Origin of the sequence: Pseudoxanthomonas dokdonensis (assembly GCF_001431405.1) — a bacterium.
Lineage (GTDB): Bacteria > Pseudomonadota > Gammaproteobacteria > Xanthomonadales > Xanthomonadaceae > Pseudoxanthomonas_A > Pseudoxanthomonas_A dokdonensis.
On record NZ_LDJL01000002.1, the window covers coordinates 15,159 to 35,720 of the forward strand.

At 67.0% G+C, this 20,562-nt stretch carries 14 protein-coding genes; 4 read left to right on the top strand and 10 right to left on the bottom strand.

Annotation, left to right across the window (positions count from 1 at the left end; genetic code table 11):
- Window positions 1–60 precede the first annotated feature (60 nt).
- Both bioA and ABB29_RS01385 read left to right on the top strand, forming a co-directional pair.
- Window positions 61–1,461: an adenosylmethionine--8-amino-7-oxononanoate transaminase gene (gene bioA / locus ABB29_RS01380; RefSeq protein ID WP_083487335.1), complete on the top strand. Its 1,401-nt coding sequence runs from the start codon at window positions 61–63 to the stop codon at window positions 1,459–1,461.
- A complete protein-coding gene (locus tag ABB29_RS01385) occupies window positions 1,452–2,186 on the top strand; it encodes a 16S rRNA (uracil(1498)-N(3))-methyltransferase (protein ID WP_057656830.1) in 735 nt (244 codons plus the stop codon). The genes bioA and ABB29_RS01385 overlap by 10 nt, the downstream gene beginning before the upstream one ends.
- Before the next feature lie 50 nt (window positions 2,187–2,236).
- Here ABB29_RS01385 and ABB29_RS01390 read toward each other — a convergent pair whose 3' ends face one another.
- The 7 genes from ABB29_RS01390 to pilG all read right to left on the bottom strand — a co-directional run bounded on the left by ABB29_RS01390 (window position 2,237) and on the right by pilG (window position 14,038).
- Window positions 2,237–2,587, bottom strand: a complete 351-nt coding sequence (locus ABB29_RS01390; RefSeq protein ID WP_057656831.1) for a hypothetical protein — start codon at window positions 2,585–2,587, stop codon at window positions 2,237–2,239.
- Between the two features lie 199 nt (window positions 2,588–2,786).
- Window positions 2,787–3,257 (bottom strand): chemotaxis protein CheW, encoded by a 471-nt coding sequence (locus ABB29_RS01395; protein ID WP_057656832.1) that lies wholly within the window; start codon window positions 3,255–3,257, stop codon window positions 2,787–2,789.
- A 13-nt stretch (window positions 3,258–3,270) separates the two neighbouring features.
- Complete coding sequence (locus tag ABB29_RS01400) at window positions 3,271–4,527, bottom strand: chemotaxis protein CheB (RefSeq protein ID WP_057656833.1); 1,257 nt, start codon at window positions 4,525–4,527, stop codon at window positions 3,271–3,273.
- Window positions 4,514–10,858 (bottom strand): Hpt domain-containing protein, encoded by a 6,345-nt coding sequence (locus ABB29_RS01405; protein ID WP_057656834.1) that lies wholly within the window; start codon window positions 10,856–10,858, stop codon window positions 4,514–4,516. Before ABB29_RS01405 ends, ABB29_RS01400 begins: the two co-directional genes overlap by 14 nt.
- Before the next feature lie 83 nt (window positions 10,859–10,941).
- Window positions 10,942–12,978 (bottom strand): methyl-accepting chemotaxis protein, encoded by a 2,037-nt coding sequence (locus ABB29_RS01410; RefSeq protein WP_057656835.1) that lies wholly within the window; start codon window positions 12,976–12,978, stop codon window positions 10,942–10,944.
- Window positions 12,979–13,033: 55 nt separating this feature from the next.
- The gene (locus tag ABB29_RS01415) at window positions 13,034–13,564 is read right to left on the bottom strand and encodes a chemotaxis protein CheW (protein ID WP_057657104.1); all 531 of its coding nucleotides are present in this window, start codon (window positions 13,562–13,564) and stop codon (window positions 13,034–13,036) included.
- 72 nt (window positions 13,565–13,636) lie between these two features.
- Window positions 13,637–14,038: a twitching motility response regulator PilG gene (gene pilG, locus ABB29_RS01420; protein ID WP_057656836.1), complete on the bottom strand. Its 402-nt coding sequence runs from the start codon at window positions 14,036–14,038 to the stop codon at window positions 13,637–13,639.
- 227 nt (window positions 14,039–14,265) lie between these two features.
- On the opposite strand from pilG, the gene gshB reads away from it, so the two are divergent.
- Both gshB and ABB29_RS01430 read left to right on the top strand, forming a co-directional pair.
- Entirely contained in the window at window positions 14,266–15,213 is a 948-nt protein-coding gene (gshB, locus tag ABB29_RS01425) for a glutathione synthase (protein WP_057656837.1), read from the top strand.
- A 1-nt stretch (window position 15,214) separates the two neighbouring features.
- Window positions 15,215–16,108: an energy transducer TonB gene (locus ABB29_RS01430; protein WP_057656838.1), complete on the top strand. Its 894-nt coding sequence runs from the start codon at window positions 15,215–15,217 to the stop codon at window positions 16,106–16,108.
- 30 nt (window positions 16,109–16,138) lie between these two features.
- Here ABB29_RS01430 and ABB29_RS01435 read toward each other — a convergent pair whose 3' ends face one another.
- From ABB29_RS01435 to yoaA, 3 genes are all read right to left on the bottom strand, one after another.
- Complete coding sequence (locus tag ABB29_RS01435; protein WP_057656839.1) at window positions 16,139–17,752, bottom strand: ABC-F family ATP-binding cassette domain-containing protein; 1,614 nt, start codon at window positions 17,750–17,752, stop codon at window positions 16,139–16,141.
- Window positions 17,753–17,868: 116 nt separating this feature from the next.
- Window positions 17,869–18,585, bottom strand: a complete 717-nt coding sequence (gene tsaB / locus ABB29_RS01440; protein WP_057656840.1) for a tRNA (adenosine(37)-N6)-threonylcarbamoyltransferase complex dimerization subunit type 1 TsaB — start codon at window positions 18,583–18,585, stop codon at window positions 17,869–17,871.
- Window positions 18,582–20,561 carry a DNA repair helicase YoaA gene (gene yoaA / locus ABB29_RS01445; RefSeq protein WP_057656841.1) on the bottom strand — a complete coding sequence of 660 codons (1,980 nt, stop codon included), beginning with the start codon at window positions 20,559–20,561 and terminating at the stop codon, window positions 18,582–18,584. The genes tsaB and yoaA overlap by 4 nt, the downstream gene beginning before the upstream one ends.
- Window position 20,562: the final 1 nt, after the last annotated feature.

Genomic DNA, 20,562 nt, shown 5'->3' on the forward strand with positions numbered 1-20,562 from the left:
GACCTGTTGCGGACGGCGCATCGGGATCCGGCAGGCGGACGCGGCCGGTATCATGGGGGAATGGAAAATACGAATCATCAACGCTCTATGCTAGCAGAGGCCGAGCAGTGGCGGTCGCGTGATCTGCGTGTGTTATGGCACCCCTGCACGCAGATGCGCGAGCATCCCGGCACGCTGCCGTTGCTGCCGATTGCACGCGGCGAAGGGGTCTGGCTGCATGGTCACGATGGCCGCCGCTACCTCGACGCGGTCAGCAGCTGGTGGGTCAATCTGTTCGGCCATGCCGAGCCGCGGATCGGCGCGGCCATTGCCCACCAGGCCGGTCAACTGGAACACGTGATGCTGGCCGGCTTCGGCCACGAGCCGGCGATCACGCTGGCCGAGCGGTTGCTGGCGCTGGCGCCGCGGCAGGCCGGTCGCGAACCGCTGGGCAAGGTGTTCTTTGCCGACAATGGTTCGGCCGGGGTCGAGGTCGCGCTGAAGATGGCCTTCCACTATTTCCGTAACCGCGGCGAGGACAACCGGCGCAAGTTCGTCGCCCTGGAAAACGGCTACCACGGTGAAACCATCGGTGCCTTGGCGGTCGGCGACATTCCGCTGTACCGGCGCGTGTATGCACCGCTGCTGGCCGAAGCATTGTTCACCCCCTCACCCGATGCCTACCTGGCCGAGCCCGGTGAGTCGGCCGAGGACTACGCACTGCGCGCGGCCGACCGGCTGGCGGATCTGCTGGATCGGCATCCCGGCGAAATCTGCGCGATGATCATCGAGCCGCGTTTGCAATGCGCCGGCAGCATGCGCATGCATCACCCGGCATACCTGAAGCGGGTGCGTGAGTTGTGCGACGCGCATGGCATCTTCCTGATTGCCGATGAAATCGCCACCGGCTTCGGCCGCACCGGCACCCTGTTCGCCTGCGAGCAGAGCGGGGTGATGCCGGATCTGATGTGCCTGTCGAAGGGCCTGACCGGTGGCTTCCTGCCACTGGCGGCGGTGCTGACCACGCAGGCGCTGTACGACGGCTTCCTCGACGAGTCGCGCGAGCGCGCGTTCCTGCATTCGCACAGTTACACCGGCAATCCGCTGGCCTGCGCGGCGGCCAATGCCACCCTCGACATTTTCGAGCAGGACCAGGTGCTGGAGCGCAACCAGCGCACCGCCGCCCGGATGGCCGAACTGGCCGCACCGATCGCCGGCCACCGGCATGTCGCCGACAGCCGCCAGGCCGGCATGGTGCTGGCCTTCGAGCTGACCCGCGACGGCGACAAGCGCACGCCGTTCCCGGCGGCGGCGCGGGTCGGCCTGCATGCCTATCGCGCCGCCCTGCAACGCGGCGTGGTGCTGCGGCCGCTGGGCGACGTGCTGTACTGGATGCCGCCTTACTGCATTGACGATGCGCAACTGCAACTGCTGGCCGAGACCACCCTGGCCGTGATCGAGGAGGTCACCGCATGCGCGTGACCCGGTGCCACGTCGATCTGCCGTTGCAGGCTGGCCAGGTATTGGCACTGCCGGACAGCAATGCCAACCACCTGGCCCGGGTCCTGCGCCTGCGCGAGGGCGATGGCTGCGTGCTGTTCAACGGCGACGGCCGCGATTACAGCGCCGTGCTGGAGCGGGTCGGCAAGCGCGAGGTCATCGCCCGCATCACCGCGGTCAGCCAGGTCGACAACGAATCGACATTGCCAATCACCCTGCTGCAAGGGGTGGCCCGCGGGGAAAAAATGGACCTGATCCTGCAGAAGGCCACCGAACTCGGTGTAGCGCGTCTGCTACCGGTGATGGCCGAGCGCACCGAGGTCAAGCTGGATGCCGAACGCGCCGAAAAGCGCGTGCAGCATTGGCGCAACGTGGTGGTGTCGGCGTGCGAACAAAGCGGTCGCGCGGTGCTGCCGCAGCTGTCCATGCCACAGTCACTGGCCAGTGCCGCGCAAGACTGCGGGCCCGGGCTCAAATTGACCCTGGACCCGCTCGGCGAACATCGCCTTGGCAGCCTGTCGCTGCCCGCTGGCACCGGCATCATCATCGCGATTGGCCCGGAGGGTGGCTGGTCGCCACGTGACCGCGAAACACTGGCGGCGGCCGGGTTCCGCGGCCTGCAGCTGGGGCCACGGATCCTGCGCACCGAGACCGCCGGACTGGCGGCGATTGCGGCCTTGCAGTCGCACTACGGCGACATGGCTTGAAGCCACCGGCTTGAAGCAACCGTTGAGCAGGTGCGGCGATCAGCTGCCGGTCAGTGCCAGTTGGCCAACTCGGCAGCGGTGATGCGGCCATCATGGTTGACGTCGACCAGCTTGAATTCGCTCGCCAACGCATGGCCCGGCGGTACCTCGCTGGTGCTGATCACGCCATCACCATTGTTGTCCAGATCGCTGACACTGACCCGGTAATCAGCCGCGTTCGGCAAGGTCGCCGATTGTCCCCAGCGCACGGTGACGGGGCCATTTTCACCCTGCAACTGAGTGCTCTGTCGATGCTGGGCGTCGATATCGGACAGCGGCTCGCTGGCCACAGGCTGCACTTGCTGGGCCTGGGCGGCAGAGGCCAGCAGCATGCCGGCGAACAGGATTGCAGTGTTCTTCATAGGGAACCTCCATGCAGCGGATGATGGCTCACCGTGCCAGAGACGGCGGCAATTGGCGGTGAATGCGGCAGGGCGGGGACGCGGAATGACGTCCGCCACACGGCAACAATTCAGCTTTGTCCAATGCCTGTGCAGAGTGCGGCGCGTTGTTCCGCATCAGGCGCATGCGGCCAACGCCGCAGCGGCAATAGCGCGGCCGTCAGGCGGCTTGGGCGATGGCCTGCTGGATCATCCGGTGGATGGTTTCCATGTCGGGCAGGACCGCGGTTTCGTCGCCGAGCAGCACCCGTACCTGCACCCCGACCGGCAACTCCTGTTCGGTCGCGTCGGCCAGCAGACCGTCGCGCGGTACCGAGACCAGACGCGGGAACGACGGGGTCAGCAGGGCGAAATACGGCAGGCGCTCGTCGCCATCCAGATTCTTCAGCACCACGATTTTGCTCTTCTCGGGGGCGACATCACTGCCCTGCCCGCTGAGTTGCGAAAACGCGATCACCGGCACCTGCCAGCCATGCCAGTCGATGTTGCCGGGCAGCCACTCGGGCATGCCCTCCATCGCTACCACCGGTGCCCGCGACAGCACTTCGGCGACCGTGGCATTGGGCAACAGCAGGCGGTCGCTACCGGACTGCACCAGTACGCCGCGGATTTCATCATTCGAGTGGGCCATGGTTCTTCTTCCTTCAGCGCGACCAGTGGCCGGCGAGACGTTGGGCAATCACGGCCGGTGCGGCCAGGCTGGCGCCGTGCGCGGCCAGGGCCAGCGCGGCGCCGGGGTCGTAGCAGCCCTCCTGCGACTGGCCCATCACCAGTGCGCCCTGCCCGGCCAGGCTGGCGGCGGTTCCAACCAGGCCCTTGTCGCTGCCACTCAGCAGCAGCACGGCACTGTCGGCCGGCGGCAGTTGCAGCAGATCCTCGCGCAGCTCGCCGCCCTCGCGGAAAGACACCGCGCCGTTGCTGATATCAAGACCGACATCGTTGGGCAGCACGTAGACGTGTGCGGGCTCGGCAGGCTTGCCATGTTCGGCCAGCTGCACCGGCATCTCGGTTACCCGCGCCAGCTGCTTGACCAGGTTGTCATAGCGGCCGCCATCGAGCTGCAGGTGGATCAACACCGGGCGCACGAAGTCCAGCGGCAGCGCCGCCAGCAGTTTGCGTACCGCATCGGGACCGCCGATGCCGGCGAACGCGATCACCGCGCCGCTGCAACGGGCGGTTGATGTCGAGACCGGTTCCAGCGGTTCCAGCGACAGCTCCCACTTGCCGGGCGCGGCAACCGCGGCGGCAGGCGTTTCCGGATGCGTGCTGCCGGCAACCTCGTCCGCGCTCGAAGCCGCATTGATGACTTCCTGCCCGGCCGGCGCCGGCTCGTCACCGGCGCTGGCCTGGCGCAACCACTGATCGGCATCGACCAGGGTGGTGTTGCCGCGGCTGGCCGGCAGGCTGAAACTGTAGTCGTCGCTGGGCAGGTCCAGGGCCAGTTCGTGGGCCTCGTCGACATGCACATCGAGCATGGCATCGACATGTTCCTGAGCGGGCTGGCGCGGGCGACCGGGCTCCAGTGCCGGCAGCGTGTCCTCTTCGCGACCCGGCGGCAACACGTCGGAATGACCGTGCAGCTTGGCCGACAGATGCCGTGCCCAGCGCTGTGCTTCCCAGCCTTCGCGACGCGCGGCCAGATCGGCCTCGTCGAAAATAACCCGCACGCTGGCGTCGTGCAGCAGCGGTTCCAGCCGCACCAGGGCGTCTTCGATGGCCGGTTCCAGCGCCACCAGCACCGCCTGCGGCGAGACGTCCTGCAGGGTCTGCAGGTCGATTGCAGCAGGGTCGTCCTCGAGCACGATCTCGGCACCGGCCTCGTGCAGGGCAAAACGCAGTTGTTCGCGGGCAGTACCCGCGCGGGCCAGCAGCGCTACCCGCTTGCTATCAATCGCGGACACGCGCCATCCCCAGCAGGTCGTAAACGTTGCGCATCAGGTCCAGCTCCTGGTACGGCTTGCCCATGTAGCGCTGCACGCCGATGTCGAACGCGCGCTGGCGATGCTTGTCACCGGTACGCGAGGTGATCATGACGATCGGGACATCCTTGAAGCGCGGGTCGTTCTTCATCGCCGTGGCCAGCTCGTACCCGTCCATGCGCGGCATTTCGATGTCCAGCAGCATCAGATCCGGGACCCGTTCGTCGAGGCGTTCGAGCGCTTCGACGCCGTCACGGGCCACCATCACTTCCAGGTTGTGGCGCTCCAGCACGCGGCTGGTGACCTTGCGCATGGTCAGCGAATCGTCGACCACCATCACCAGCGGCACATGACGCTGCTGCAGCGCGGCGCTGGGGCCGGTCGGCTGCTGCGGCGCGGCCAGGTGGCGGCGGACCAGCGGAGCGACGTCGAGGATGACCACGATGCTGCCGTCGCCGGTGATGGTGGCGCCATAGATGCCGGGAATCGAGGCAATCTGCGGACCAACCGGCTTGACCACGATTTCGCGGTTGCCGAGCACCGCATCGACCGCGACGGCGGCTCGCAGTTCGCCGGCGCGTACCAGCAACAGTGGTACCTGCGGCTGGCCTTCGGCGCGTGCTGGCGGATGCCCGACCAGGCCACCGAGGTTGTACAGGGTGTAATCCTCGCCGGCGTAGTGGTAGACGCCGCCGTCGGCTTCGAAACGTTCGCGGCTGATCCGGCCGATACCGCTGACCGCGGCGACCGGCACCGCGAACTGGGTGTCGCCGATCTGCACGAACACCGCCTGGGTGACCGCCAGCGTCTGCGGCAGGCGCAGGGTGAAGGTCGCGCCCTGGCCGGGATTGGAGCGGATGTCGAGCGAACCGCCAAGCTGGCGGACTTCGTTGTGGACCACGTCCATGCCCACGCCGCGGCCGGCCAGCTGGCTGACCTTGTCGTAGGTGCTGAAGCCGGACTCGAGGATCATCCGGTCCAGGTCAACGTCGGCCAGTTGCACGCCGGGCTGCAGCAGACCGCGCTGTTCGGCGCGCTTGCGGATGGCATCGCGGTTGAGGCCGGCACCGTCGTCGGTGACTTCCAGCACCATTTCCGAGCCTTCGCGGCGCAGCGTAACCTGGACGTTGCCTTCGGCCGGCTTGCCGGCGGCGCGCCTGGCCTGCGGTGTTTCCAGCCCGTGCGCGACCGAGTTGCGCATCAGGTGTTCCAGCGGCGCGGTCATCCGCTCCAGCACGTTGCGGTCCATTTCGCCGTGGGTACCGGACAACTGCAGCTTGACCTGCTTGCCGGTATCGGAGGCGGCCTGGCGCAGGACCCGGCGCAGGCGCGGCACGATGCCTTCGAACGGCACCATGCGCGCACGCATCAGGCCATCCTGCAGTTCGGAGCTGACGCGCGACTGCTGATGCAGCAAGCCGTCGTACTGGCGCGCGAGCTCGTCCAGCACGCCCTGCAGGCCGGTCAAGTCGGCGGCCGACTCGGCCAGCGCGCGGCTGAGCTGTTGCAGGGTCGAGAAACGGTCCAGTTCCAGCGGATCGAAGGTGGCATCGGGTTTTTCATGCTCGCGCTGGTAGCGGGCGACGATCTGCGCCTCGGTTTCCAGATCCAGACGCCGCAGCTGATCGTGCAGACGCGTGTTGGTGCGGTCCAGTTCGGACATCGCGCCACGGAAAGCACCCAGCTGCTGCTCGAGGCGGGCACGGTAGATCGCCACTTCGCCGGCGTGGTTGACCAGCTGGTCGAGCAGATCCGAACGAACCCGGACCTGTTCCTGCTGGCTGCTGGGGAAGAATTCCTCGTCCTGGCCGAAGTCGGTCTCCACCGGCGCCGACAGCGGTGCCAGTTTGCGTTCGGCGTCGGCCTGGGCGGCAGCCGGGCCGGCCTCGGGCAACGGCGCGACCGGTGCATCCAGACCGCGCGCGTGGGCATTGAACTCGGCCACCATTCCGGCCGGGATGTGCGCGGCCCGCTGGCTGCTGACCCGGCCCACCATCCCGTGCAGTGCGTCGAAACCGCGTTCCATCAACTGCATGGCGCGCGGATCGAGCTGGATGCGGTCGCCGACGATGGCCTCCAGCATCGACTCGATGGCATGGCCGAGGTCGCCGATGGAATGGATGCCGGCCATGCGCGCACCACCCTTCAGGGTGTGCAGATCGCGTTGCAGGCTGGTCAGCAGGGCACGGTCATCGGGGGTCTCGCTGAGCTGGGCCAGCAAGCCATCGGAATGATCCAGCAGGTCGTTGCCTTCTTCGACGAAGATGTCGACCAGTTCCAGATCCAGTCCGCTGGTATCCAGTGCGTCGTCGCCGTTGTCGGTTGCGTCGTCGTGCCCGGACTCGTCGAGATCGCGCGGTTCCCCGGCGTTCGCCTCGTCGATATCGTCGCTGTCCGTTGCCATCATCGGCTCGACGCCGGCATCGCCGACGGCAGTAACCGATGTTGATGCGTCGTCTGGGCTGGAATCGACGTCCGCATCGACACCGGCCAGCTCATCGCTGACAGCCGCTTCGGCTTCGATGTCCGCTTCGATATCAGCGCCGGTCTCTACGTCAGCCTGCTCTACGTCAGCCTGCTCTACATCAGCCTGCTGCTGTACGTCGGATTGCTCCTCGACCGCTGCTTCTTCCACCGCGGATTGTCCGGCCGCTTGCGTGCTTTCCGCTTCCGCGGCCTGCAGGTCGGCAGCACCGTCCATTCCAGCATCGGCGAGCAACGCGGTGTCGCCCGCCGCGTCGGTATCGGTATCGGTATCGGTATCGGTGTCGGTATCGGTGTCGATGCCGGTAGCGGCAGCCGGCATCCAGTCCGTCGTTTCCAGCAGCTCCGGCGGTGCCTGTTCGCCGAGGTCCGCGTCGGCCAGCACGCGGCTGTCATCGTCGCCGTCAGCCACTGCCTCATCCTGCAGCGACGGCACCTCGTCGGCATCGGTCGGCTCGACAGGCGCGGTGTCGCCGTCCAGGGTGATTTCCTCGATGTCGAGATCTGCGCCCGGATCGGCCCAGGCCGGGGCCTGATCCGATGTTTGGGTGTCGGAGTCCAGCTCAAGCGTGATCAGGTCGGCATCGGCATCGGTGCTCCGTTCGACAACCATCCGATCGTCGACCAGATCAGCGCCGGTGGATGCGGGGTCGCTTTCGGCGTCGGCCGCGATGTCGCTGATCGCCGGTTCAAAGCCGTCGGCGTCCTGCGCGGGCGGCTGCTCGACTGGCGGCTGCTCGACTGGCGGTTGTTCGGCCGGGGGTTCCTGCGCCGGCGGTTCTTCGGCCGGGGGTTCCTGCACCGGTGGTTGCTCGGCCGGCGGCTCCTCCATCGGTGGTTCCTGCGCAGGGGTTTCCTGCATCCAGGATTCGCTGGCATCCGCGCTTGCGGCCGCGTCATCATCCGACCGCGATTGCGATGGCATTTCCGGCGCCGTGGCTTCGCCACCGGTGTTGTCGTCAAGGCCTTCGCGCAGGGCATCGGCCAGCGGTGCGGCGCTCAATCCGGCGGCAGCTGCTGCCTGTTCGCCGTCGGCGATGATTGACGAATGCGCGCGCGGGGTGAAGGTGTATTCGACTTCGAAATAATTGACCGGGTTGGCTGGCGCCGGCGGTGCTGTACCTTCGCCCAGATACTGGCTGAGATCGTGGACCTGCAGCGTCGGTTCCGCCGCCGCATCGATGCTGGCGTCTTCGGTGCCGGCCAGGCCGCCGACATAGCTGCCCTGCTGGGCGCTGTTGACCAGCTGCGAATGACGCGCTTCGGGCAGTCGATCCTTCAGCGCCGCCAGCCGTGCCGACAGATCGGCGAACACCGGCACCCGCGGCATCGGCCGCTGCAGGGCGGCAATCGTGTCCTGGATGGCCTGCACCACGTCGCCGAGCGCGGCCACGCCATCGGCATCGGCGCTGGCCGATTGCGCCAGCAGGCGCTTGACGTATTGTTCGGCCGGGTTGGTGACCTCGGTGATCTCCGGAACATCGGCCATCGCGAATGCACCATTCATGGTGTGCAGCGCGCGCAGCAGTGCGTCGTCGACCGTCGCATCAGCGTCGGCCCGGGCCAGCCAGGCCTGCACGGTGCGCAGGTGGGTGGCGACTTCGACCTCGAGGATTTCGCGCAGCACGGCGTCGACCGACGCCGGCGTGCCTTCCGTGCTCTCCTGCCATGCGGAAGCCGGTTCGATCTCGTCTTCGTCCCAGGCGACGGCGGGAATCTCGTCTTCCAGCTCCAGCGCCGGTTCGCTGTCGAATGCCGCTGGCGGTGCCGGCTGGTAGCTGGCTTCCTCACCGGCGGCGAGCTGGTCGGCAACCTGCTTGAGTCCTTCAAGGTCAGCGCTGATCGTGCCTTCGCCGCGCAGGGCGGCGTTGAGCTGCGGCAACACGTCGCAGGACTGCTCGAGCAATACCACCACCGCCTCGCTCGGCGGCCGCGAGCCGTCCAGCACGCGGTTGAGCATGTTCTCGACTTTCCAGCTGAACTCGCCCAGCGTCTTCGCGCCGACCAGCCGGCCACTGCCCTTGAGGGTATGGAACACCCGGCGGATCGGGCGCAGGCGCTCCAGATCCTCGGGCGCGCTGCGCCAGTTCGGCAGCATCCGCTGCAGGTTGACGATCTCCTCGTCGAATTCCTCCAGGAACACCTCGCGGATTTCGTCGTCGATGTCGCCGGATTCGGAATCAAAGCCATCGACGCCACCGACCGCTGCGCCCTGGCGGGTCGGCGCCGCGACCACCGGCGTGGCATCGGCGACCGTGGTGGCCGCTTCGGCCATATGGCCTGCGGCCGCTTCCTGGCCTTCGAATTCGAGCGGCTGCAATGACAATGCATCGGCGGCCGTCTTGGCTTCCTGCAGCGCTGGCGGCATGGCCTCGGCTGGACTGGCGGCCACGTCCGGCGCCGGCTGCCCGGCTTCCTCGAAGCCAATCGGATCGAACGGATGGCTGCTGGCATCGGCGACCGGCGTTTCGCTGCTCGCCGGCTGCGCGTGATCCGCGGCATCGTTGGCCGGCGGGATGTCCGGGATTGCCGGGACGTCGACCATCGGGTCCGCCACCGACGGGGTGAACAGTTCTTCGTCTGGCAACGGCCAGTAGCGCAGCGTTTCCAGGCTGTTGCGGGTGATCTCGAGGATCTCCTCGCGGTTGGGCCGGCGTTCGCGCAGGGCTTCCAGGTAGTACTCGAGGCTGGCCATCGCGTCGGCCAGGGTGTCCAGCTGCTGGCCACCGGGGATGCGTTTCTTGTTGATCAGCTCGCTGCCGACATAGCGGCGCACGCCGACCAGGTAATCGGCGGCTTGCCCCAGCTCCAGCATGCGCAGCGCACCGGACACTTCGTCCAGCAGGCGCGGCACGTCAGCCAGTTGTTCGTGGCTCCAGTTGGTCTCGATGAAGGCGACGAACTTCTCGCGCGCGGCGGCGAAATTGTTGATCGCCTCCTGCGCCAGCACCTCGACCGTGGCCTGCGATTCGGCGGCACTGCCGGATTCGACATGGCTGGCGTCTGCATGGCCCAGGCGGGCGACCTGATCATCCAGCGAGGCATCGACATAAAGCAGCGCGCCGGCGATATCCAGCAACGTGTCTTCATTGGCGGCGCGGCGGCCTTCGGCGACATCGCGCAAGGTGTCACGCTGCTGCAGGACCACGCCGCGGGCGACGCCCAGCCCCATCATGCCGAGGGTATCGGCGACGTTGCCCAGTTCGGTGACCTGGCCGTGCAGCTGGGCCGCATCGGCGCTGGTGCGCAGGTGCAGGTCGAGTGCGTCCTTGACCCGCAGCAGCTCTTCCTTGACCGCGCTGCCAACGGTGTCCAGCAGGGCGCGGTTGCGCCCGCTCAGGCTGCCGCGGGCATGGTCGATTTCCTCTTCGGTCGGCGCATCCTGCTCGGGCGCGCCGGCCGGGAACAGCATGTTTTCGTTGAGCCCGGCGGCGCCGCGCGCATCGCGGATTTCGTTGAGCAGCGGCAACAGCACGATCGGGATGTCGCGATGACCGTCCTGCAACCGTTCCAGGTAATCGGGCAACAGCACCGCGCCGCGCATCAGTACCGCGCAGGCGGCGTCGACGTCTTCCACCTGCTGTTCCTGCAGCGCCTGCGCCAGCAGTTCCAGCTCCTCGGCGACCATCGCCGGCGCATACAGCTCGACCATCCGCAGGGTGCCCTGCACCTGGTGCAGGTAGCCACTGCAGAAACGCATGCGACTGGTGTCGGCGGGTTCTTCGACAAAGGCTTCGATTTCGTTGCGCACCTGGCGCAGCGATTCATCCAGCTCCGGTTTGACCCAGCCCAGCACGGCATGGCTCATCGCTTCGCGCAGCGCACTCATGGGTTCACCTTGCCGCGAAGTAGGGTCGTCGCCGGTGGCGACGATGGCTGGGAAATACGTGCGTTCATCCGTAATGCCCGTCCTCAGCCTGGCAGTTTGAAGTCAGCGACCGAGCGACGCAGGTCGGCGGCCAGCTGGGCAAGGTGACCGATTGACTCGGCGGTCTGGCCGGCGCCCAGCGAGGTCTGCGAGGTAATCTGCCGGATCACGCCCATGGTCTGGGTGATGTCGGTCGCCGCCGACGACTGTTGCTGGGCGGCGCCGGAGATGTTCTTGATCAGTTCGTTCAAGTCGCTGGACACGCGCTCGATTTCGCCCAGCGCGGTGCCTGCGTCCTCGGCCAGGCGTGCACCGGACACCACTTCGGCGGTGGTCTGTTCCATCGAGCTGACCGCTTCGTTGGTATCGGCCTGAATCGTCTGCACCAGCGATTCGATGCGGCGGGTGGCACCGGAGGTACGTTCGGCCAGTCGCTGCACTTCGTCGGCCACGACCGCGAAACCGCGACCGGCCTCGCCCGCCGAAGCAGCCTGCACGGCGGCGTTCAACGCCAGGATGTTGGTCTGTTCGGAAATGTCGTTGATCAGTTCCACCACCGAGCCGATTTCCTGCGAGGACTCGCCCAGGCGCTTGATGCGCTTGGAGGTTTCCTGGATCTGGTCGCGGATCTGGTCCATGCCGCGGATCGTCTCGCGGACCACGCCGGCGCCTTCGGTGGCGATCAGCACCGACTTCTGCGCCACTTCCGCCGACTCGGTGGAGTTGCGCGAGACCTGGTCGATGCTGACCGCGATTTCGTTGATGCGCTCCGAAGCCGTGTTGATCTGGTCGGACTGGTGGCCGGCCGCTTCGGCCAGCTGCAGCGCGGTCGCCTGGGTTTCCTGGGTCGAGGCCGCGACCTGCACCGAGGTGTCGTTGATCGTGGTGACCAGGTTGCGCAGCTCATCGACGGCGTAGTTGATGGCGTCTGCGATGGCGCCGGTCATGTCCTCGGTCACCGAGGCCTTGACCGTCAGATCGCCTTCACCGAGTGAGCTGATTTCGTCCAGCAGCCGCATGATCGCCTGCTGGTTGCGGCTGTTGAACTCGACCTGGGCCTGGTAGCGGACTTCCTGTTCGCGCTGGCGGCTGCGGTACAGGCTGTACAACAAGCCGATGATCGACACCAGCAGCAGTACGCCGGAGCCGACCGACAGCCAGAAATTCGGGAACAGGCGGGTATCGCGCACCGAGCCGAAAGCCGAGAACGCCTGGAACAGCTTGCTGCTGTCTTCCAGCATGCGGGTCGAGCCGTCGGTGAGCGCGGCAGCGGCCGACTGCGCGGCAAACAGATCCCTGGAGGTGCCGAGGATGGCGTCCAGATCCTTCTTCATCGCTTCCCACAGGGTCTGCGACTGGGCCAGTGCCTGCAGCGCGGCCGGGTTGCGCACGGCGGCGATGCCCATTGCCTCGTTGCCATCGCGCAGGCCGTCCATCACCTGGCCAAACACCACCGCGTCGCGGCCCAGCGCGTCGCCGGCGGTAACCGCACCGACGCCACCGGCGCGGATTTCAGTGACCCGGCGGGCCATCGTCGATGCCAGCACCACCTGCTGCAGTGCGCTGTAGATTTGCGAGGCCGGCGCGCCGCTGGCGGACATCGCGCGCACCACTTCGTTGAGCTGTGCCTGCAGCTGCGGCACCTGGTTGGCAAAACGGTTGGCGTTGCCGGACAGCGCCAGCACCGCCGATTCACTGGCGATGATCTGATCAGCGCTCTTGCTCAGCGGCGCCCAGGTCGCGCCGAGCTGGTTGAGCGGGCCGGCGATGGCCGCTTCGTTGCCAAACCGGCTGCGCAGTTCGGCAACGGTGGAGTCAATCTGCTGCTTGGTGGTCTTGAATTCCTTGAAAGTCTCGGGATTGCCAGCCACCGCCTCCCTGGCCTGGTTGGCCAGCTGCTGCGACAGCACGCGCATGTCCGAAGCGCCGGTGCTGGCGCCGGCCAGGCGGCTGCCCTGCCAGGTCGCGACACCGGTGTTGGCACCGAACACGATGACCGACAATGCCAACAGAACCAGCCAGAAGGTGCTTCCGAAGCTGCTGACTTTGGCAGCTGTTGGAGAATCCGTGGAAGTACTCATCATTCAACCCCTGAAAAAATTTTGAATTCCGTGCCTGGTGCGTGAAATGCACGCGTCAGCCGGCGGCCTGTCTGAATTCCGGCGTCCTGGCCAGCAAGGAAAGCGAGAACACACCCCAGTCGTGTTCGTCACTGTGGAACGCGCTGTCGATGAAGTTGGCGTAGCGACCTTCGGCCAGGCTGCCCGGCTCGGTGCGCTGGCTGTGCAGGAAGCTGCGCTGGCCATACAGCTCGTCGATGGTCAGAGCGACGTCACCGCCGGCCTGGCGCATGACCAGCACCCGCTGGCCCTCATGCAGCACGGTGCGCTCGCCCTCGAGGAACTGCTTGAGGTCGACCACCGGGAACAGGTTGCCACGCAGGTTGCCGATGCCCAGCAGCCACGGCTGCGCCCCCGGTACCGGGGTCATCGGCGGCAACGCCACGATTTCCACCACTTCGGCGAAATTGGATGCCAGCCGGCGCTGGCCGACCCGGTAGCCGACCCCGCGCCACTGGTCCGGCGCGGCTTCCTGCGCCGGCAGCACGACCGCGTGCTGCAGGCTGCGGCGCTCGTACTCGGCAAGGATGTCGAACGGCGTGCGGATCGGGTTCGCTTCAACGCCTGCGCGGCTGCGATCGATTGTGGATGGACCTGTCATGACTGTCGCCCCCCGCGATCAGATGCTGACGTGGGCGCGGATCGCGGCGAGCAGTTCTTCGCGCGTGAATGGTTTTGTCAGGTATTGCTCGGAACCGACGATGCGGCCACGCGCCTTGTCGAACAACCCGTCCTTGGACGAAAGCATGATCACCGGCGTGCTCTTGAAGACCTGGTTGTTCTTGATCAGCGCACAGGTCTGATACCCGTCCAGGCGCGGCATCATGATGTCGACGAAGATGATCTGCGGCTGCTGGTCGGCAATCTTGGCAAGCGCCTCGAACCCGTCCGTCGCCGTCACTACTTCGCAACCTTCTCGTTTTAACAAGGTCTCCGCGGTACGGCGGATGGTTTTCGAATCATCGATCACCATGACCCTGAGACCGGTCAGTTCCCCGGCCTGCCCTTCATTCTGCGTCATTAAGTTTTTCCCCATGCGCGGTGCTTCTGTGACGATCTGGCACCGCTGCGAAGTTACTTATATCCCAATCCAGTGGCAAACTGTCAAGCACGCCGCAACAATCGCAGCCAATCCGGAGCGGCGCTGCGAACCCGGTCGCAGTTGTGCGCGGATCCGCGCCGGCGGCGACCCGTGGGCCGGCGCATTCATCCTGCTACCATGCGCGGACCCTGACTGCCGCTACTGCCATGCCCCTCGACGTCGTCGTCATCATGGACCCCATCGGGTCGATCAAGATCGCCAAGGACACCACCTTCGCGATGCTGCTGGAAGCCCAGCGGCGCGGCCACCGGCTGCTCTACGTGGTGCCGAGGCGGTTGGCGCTGCGCGATGGCCGGGCGGTGGCGCAGGTCGCCACCCTGACCGTCAACGACGACCCCGGCAGCTGGTATCAGCTGGGCGACACCAGCGAAATCAGCCTCGGTCGCGGCCAGGTGGTGCTGATGCGCAAGGACCCGCCGTTCGACGAGGAATACCTGTACGACACCCAGATCCTGGGCATCGCCCAGCAGGCCGGCGCGCTGGTGGTCAACGACCCGCAGGGCCTGCGCGACTACAACGAGAAGCTGGCGGCGCTGCTGTTCCCGCAGTGCTGCCCGCCGACCGTGGTCAGCCGCGATCCGGCGCTGCTCAAGGCCTTCGTCGGCGAGCATGGCCGCGCCGTGCTGAAGCCGCTGGACGGCATGGGCGGCAAGTCGATCTTCCTGGTCGATGCCGGCGAGGCCAACCAGAACGTGATCCTGGAAACCCTGATCGGCCACGGCCGGCTGACCATGGCCCAGCGCTTCCTGCCTGACATCAGCGACGGCGACAAGCGCATCCTGCTGATCGATGGCGAGCCGGTCGACTATGCGCTGGCGCGGATACCCCAGGGCGACGAATTCCGCGGCAACCTTGCCGCCGGTGGCCGTGGCGAAGGCCGGCCGCTGAGTGATCGCGACCGCTGGATTGCCGGCCAGGTCGGCCCGGAAATGAAGCGCCGCGGGATGCTGTTCGTCGGCCTTGACGTGATCGGCGACTACCTGACCGAAGTCAACGTCACCAGCCCGACCGGTGTGCGCGAACTCGATCGCCAGTTCGGCATCAATATCGCCGGGCTGCTGTTCGACGCCATCGAGCGCCGACTGGCGGGCTGAAATGTCGGCCGAGGCCATTCCCGCCGGCGATGCGCCGGTACCGCCGAGGGTCGGCGAGAACGAGCGCCTCAGCGCAACCCTGGTGCTGTCGCTGGTGTTGTACGGGCTGTTGATCCTGGGCGTGGGTTTTGCCCTGGACGATGCCGCGCCGGTGGTGCCGACGCTGGACGTCATCCTCAGCCAGACCCAGACCCCGCTGACCCCGCAACAGGCCGATTTCCTCGCTGCCGCCAACCAGCAGGGCGGCGGCGATCACGACAAGGCCCAGCGGCCGCGCGACAACCAGGCCGGCTGGGTGCCGCAGACCGAAGCCGGGCTGGCACCGCAGCCGCTGCGCGCGCAGTCACCGGCGCCGGCGCCGCCACCGGAGTCGCGCATCATCAGCAGCCGCGACAGCGATATCCTGGTGCCGCCGCTGGATACCCGGCCGCAGCCGGATCAGGACAAGCTGCCGCCCGGCGAACAGAAAATCCAGCGTGATGCGGAAATGGCCCGGCTGGCCGCTGAAATCCATCTGCGCTCGGAGTTGTATGCCAAGCGGCCGAAGCGCAAGTTCGTCTCGGCCAGTACCCGCGAATACGCCTACGCCAACTACCTGCGCGCCTGGGTCGACCGCGCCGAGCGCGTCGGCAATCTCAACTATCCCGACGAAGCGCGTCGCAAGCGCCTGTCCGGTCGCGTCGTGATCAGCGTGGCGGTACGCCGTGACGGCTCGGTCGAAGGCAGCCGCATCATCCGTTCCAGCGGCATCCCCCTGCTCGACTCCAGCGCGCTGCGCATCGTGCAACTGGCGCAGCCGTTCCCGCCGTTGCCGGAGACCGAGGAAAACATCGACATCCTCCATGTCACCCGGACCTGGAACTTCCTGCCCGGCGGCGAAGTGCGCGACGAGTAGCCGCTCGGCGGACCGCCGGCGGGGACGTATCTACCATGGCGACAGTTGCCACTGGTCGACCTCCAGATGCAGGCGCGTGTCCAGCGCCAGCTGATCGAGGAAGACCGCGTCGTGGGACACCACCATCAAGGCGCCGGGGTATTGCCGCAGCATCTGTTCGAGTGCTTCCAGCGCGTCGAGATCGAGATGGTTGCTGGGCTCGTCCAGCAGCAGCAACTGCGGCGTCTGCTCCGCATACAGCACGCAGGCCATCGCGGTCTTCAGCCGCTCGCCCCCACTCAACCGGCCCAACGGTGTCTCGACCGTGGCCGCCGGCAGCCCGAGCAACGACAGCCGTCCGCGCAGCAACGCCGGATCCGCCGGTGGATTGGCCGCCTGCAATGCCTGCAGCGGTGTCAGTAGCGGATCCAGCTCCGCCAACTGCTGATCCAGTCGACGGCAGGCCACCTGCACCCGGCACTGGCCGCTGGCTGGGGCAACATCGCCGGCCAGCAGCTTGAGCAGGCTCGACTTGCCGCTGCCATTGGCCCCTGTCACGCCGATGCGCTGGCAACCGCGCAGCACCAGGTCCAACGGCGGTCGTGCGCCCTGGCCGTAGGCCAGCACCACCTGCTCGAGTTCGGCCACGTGGCGTTGCGCCGCTGACGCCGGTTGCGGCGCGAACAGCGCCAGTTCCACCGTGTCCGGCAACTGCCGGGCGGCCTCGCGAACCGCCAAATCCAGCTGTTCGCGCTGCTGCAGCTGCAGGCGTTGCTGGCGACCCGCGGTCTGCTCGCTGCGTTGCCTGGCCCCGCCCAGCAGGATCGGCGCCTGATTGGCCTGGCGGGCCTGCCGGTTTGCGTGCGATTGTTGCCGCCGCTGGCGGTCCTGCAATGCCTGCAGCTGCTGTTCGCTGTGCCGGCGTTGTTGTTTGACGCGTTCAAGTCCGGCCACCGCCTGCGCCCGTTCCTGATCCCGCAGCTGCCGATAGAACCGGTAATCGCCGCCGTAGCTGCGCAAGCCGCCGGGCGAGAGTTCGATGATGCGCTGCATCTGGCCCAACAGTTCGCGATCGTGGCTGACCACCAGCAGGCCACCGCTCCATTGCCGCAGCTGCCGCCACAGCGCCTGCCGTTGCCGGCGATCCAGATGATTGCTGGGTTCGTCGAGAATCAGGAAATCGGCCTGCGCCAGCCAGGCACCGGCGAGTGCCAGGCGGGTCAGTTCGCCACCGCTGAGCGCGTCCGCCGGGTACTCAGGCGACCGCTCCCCGAGGCCCACGTCACGCAGCAGTTCCTGCAGTTGCTGGCGGATGTTCCAGCGCTCGCCGACGCGTTCGAAATCGGCCTCGTCAACACTGCCGTGCTCGATCCGGGTCAACGCATCCAGCACGGTCCGCACACCAGCCACCGAGGCCAGGTTGTCGCCTGCGCCAGCGTGGATCTGCTGCGGCAGGTAGTGGACGACACCTGATGCCAGCCGGCGCCCGCTGGTGGGCGACAACTGGCCGGCAAGAATGCGCGCGAGCACGCTCTTGCCGACGCCGTTGCGCCCGACCAGGGCGGTTGGCTGCCGGTCCAGCACGATATCGAGATGGGAAAAAAGCGTCCTGCCATCGGGCAGTGAGAACGACACGCCTTGCAGCGCGAGCGAGCTGTCAACCATGGAACCTCCAGTATGCCGAGCCACGCACCATCCGAGCGATGGGCGATGATCAGGCCGTCACGCGGACGGCGGCATTACTGGCGCATTGGCGTAGTCCCTGCGAAAGAATCTGCCGCCTATTCTAGCGCCCGGCTGGCGGCCTTGCTGGCGCGCAGCGCCTGTTGTTCAGCCAAAGTCAACGCCACGTTGTTGCGCAGATAGGCCGGTTCGACTTTTTCCGGGGCCAGTATTTCGCCGCGGGCAAACGCCAGCGCGGCCAACCCGGCAACCGCGGCGGCGCGCGGCAACGCGGTTTCGTCGATACTGGCGAAACCTGCCTGGCAGCGTTGCCGCAACACGCCATCGACCGCGGCAAAACCGCTGCCCACGCCATGCCATCCATCAGCCGGAACGGGCAGTTCGACCGCGCCCGGCAACAGCACCTGCTCGGCGCTGATCGCCTGCAGCTGGCCGTCGCGCCAGTCGAAAGCACCGGTATAGATTTCGCCCATCCGCGCATCTATCGCGGCCAGCACCGGACCCTGCTTCGATGGCCAGGCCAGCGCGGCCAACGTCGACACCGCCAGCATCGGCCGGTCCAGCGCCAGGGCGATGCCCTGGCCGATGGCAATTGCCAGGCGGACGCCAGTGAAGGCGCCCGGGCCTTTGCTGATGGCGATCGCATCCAGTTGCGATTTGCGGATGCCTGCCTCATCCAGCAACGCCTGCGCCCATGGCAATGCCAGCTCGGCATGCCGGCGCGGGGCGATCTCAAAGCGTTCCAGCACGCGGCCATCGTCGTAAACGGCGACGGCGCAGGCTTCGGTAGCGGTTTCGAAAGCGAGCAGTTTCATGGCTGGGATTGTGGCGCAAAAAAGCCGGTCACGTCCTGCAGATCACGGGTGCGGGTGAATGGCGGCAGCGAATCGAGGAACACCCGGCCATACGATTTGCTGGTCAGGCGTGGATCGCACAGGACCAGCACGCCGCGATCGGTTTCGCTGCGGATCAGCCGGCCGACGCCCTGCTTGAGTGCAATCACCGCCTGCGGCAGTTGTTCATCACGGAATGGATTGCCGCCCTGGCGGCGTATCGCATCCAGCCGCGCCTCGAACACCGGATCATCGGGCGCGGCGAAGGGCAGCTTGTCGATGACCACCACCGACAGGGCATCGCCAACCACGTCGACGCCTTCGCGGAAACTGGCCGCGCCGAGCAGCACGCCGTTGCCGGATTCGCGAAAGCGCTGCAGCAATACCCCGCGCGGTGCCTCGCCCTGGACGAACAACGGCCACGGTGCATCGCGCAGTGCCTCGGCGGCCTCGCGCAGCGCGCGGTGCGAGGCGAACAACAGGAACGCTCGGCCCTGTGACGCTTCCAGCACCGGCATCAAGGCCGCAATCAAGGCGGTGCCATAGCCGCGCGCATTGGGTTCGGGCAAACCGCCCGGCAGGTAGCAGAGCGCCTGCCGTGGCCAATCGAACGGGCTCGGTTGCAGCAGGGTGTTCGGATCCAGCAGCCCGAGGCGCAGTGCCAGGTGATCGAAGTTGCCGCCGACCGCCAAGGTCGCCGAGGTGAACACCCAGGCCGCATGCGAGCGCTCACGATGTTCGCGCAACGGCGCCGATACATCCAGCGGGGTGCGCTGGCAGCGGAAGCCCCGCGCGGTCAGTTCGTACCAGAACACATCGCCGGACTCGGCCGGGGCCGGTTCCTCGAACTCCTGCCCGGCAGGTGCGTCACCCAGCCAGCGGCGCAACCGCGCCAGCAAGTCCTTGCAACGTGCCGCACAGGCATCCAGTCCCAGCGAAGCGTCGGCCAGCTCCAGCAGCGATTCATGCAGATCGGCCAGGCCATCGACCAGGCCGGTGAAGGCGGCATCGACCTCGGGCCTGGCCAGCGCACGATCACGGGTGCCACGGTTGGGCAGGCCTTCCAGGCCGGCGCGCAGCTCGCGCAAGCCCTGCTCCAGCGCCCGCACCGGTGGCTGCAACGCGGCCAGCGCACCGGCGACGTCCTTGCATTCGGCCAGGCAGTCACGGGCCAGTTCCTGCAGCGGCCGCATGCCGAAGCCTTCGCCGAAGAAGTTGGCCGCCAGTTCCGGCAGCTGGTGTGCCTCATCGATCACGAATGCCTGCGCACCCGGCAGGATTTCGCCGAAGCCTTCCTGCTTCAGCGCCAGGTCGGCCAGCAGCAGGTGATGGTTGACCACCACCACGTCGGCCGACTGCGCGCGCTGCCGCGCCTGCACCACGAAGCACTCTTCGAAGAACGGGCATTCGCTGCCCAGGCAATTGTCGACGGTGGAGGTGACCAGCGGCAGCAGCGGTGAGTCTTCCGCCAGCGATGACAGCTCGGCCATGTCGCCGAAGCGGGTGCGGCCACTCCAGGCGACGATGCGCTGGAACTGGTCGGCCTGCTCGCGACTGGCATGCGCGGCGCGGACCATCTGCGGCTCGCCTTTGGCCTGCTGCAGGCGATAGCGGCACAGGTAATTGGCGCGTCCTTTCAGCAAGGCCGATTTCAGGCCGACCCCGAGCGCATCGCGCACGCGCGGCAGGTCGCGATGGTAAAGCTGGTCCTGCAGGGCGCGGGTGCCGGTGGAGATGATGGTCTTCAGGCCGGACAACAGCGCCGGCACCAGGTACGCGTAAGTCTTGCCGGTGCCGGTACCGGCTTCGGCCAGCAGCACGTCACGTTGTTCGAAGGTCTCGGCGATCGCCGCGGTCAGCCGCAGCTGGGCCTGGCGCGGGGTGAAATTGTCCAGCTGCCCGGCCAGCGCGCCGCCATCGCTCAGCGCTTCGCGGCTGGCCTGGGAAAGTTGCGACATG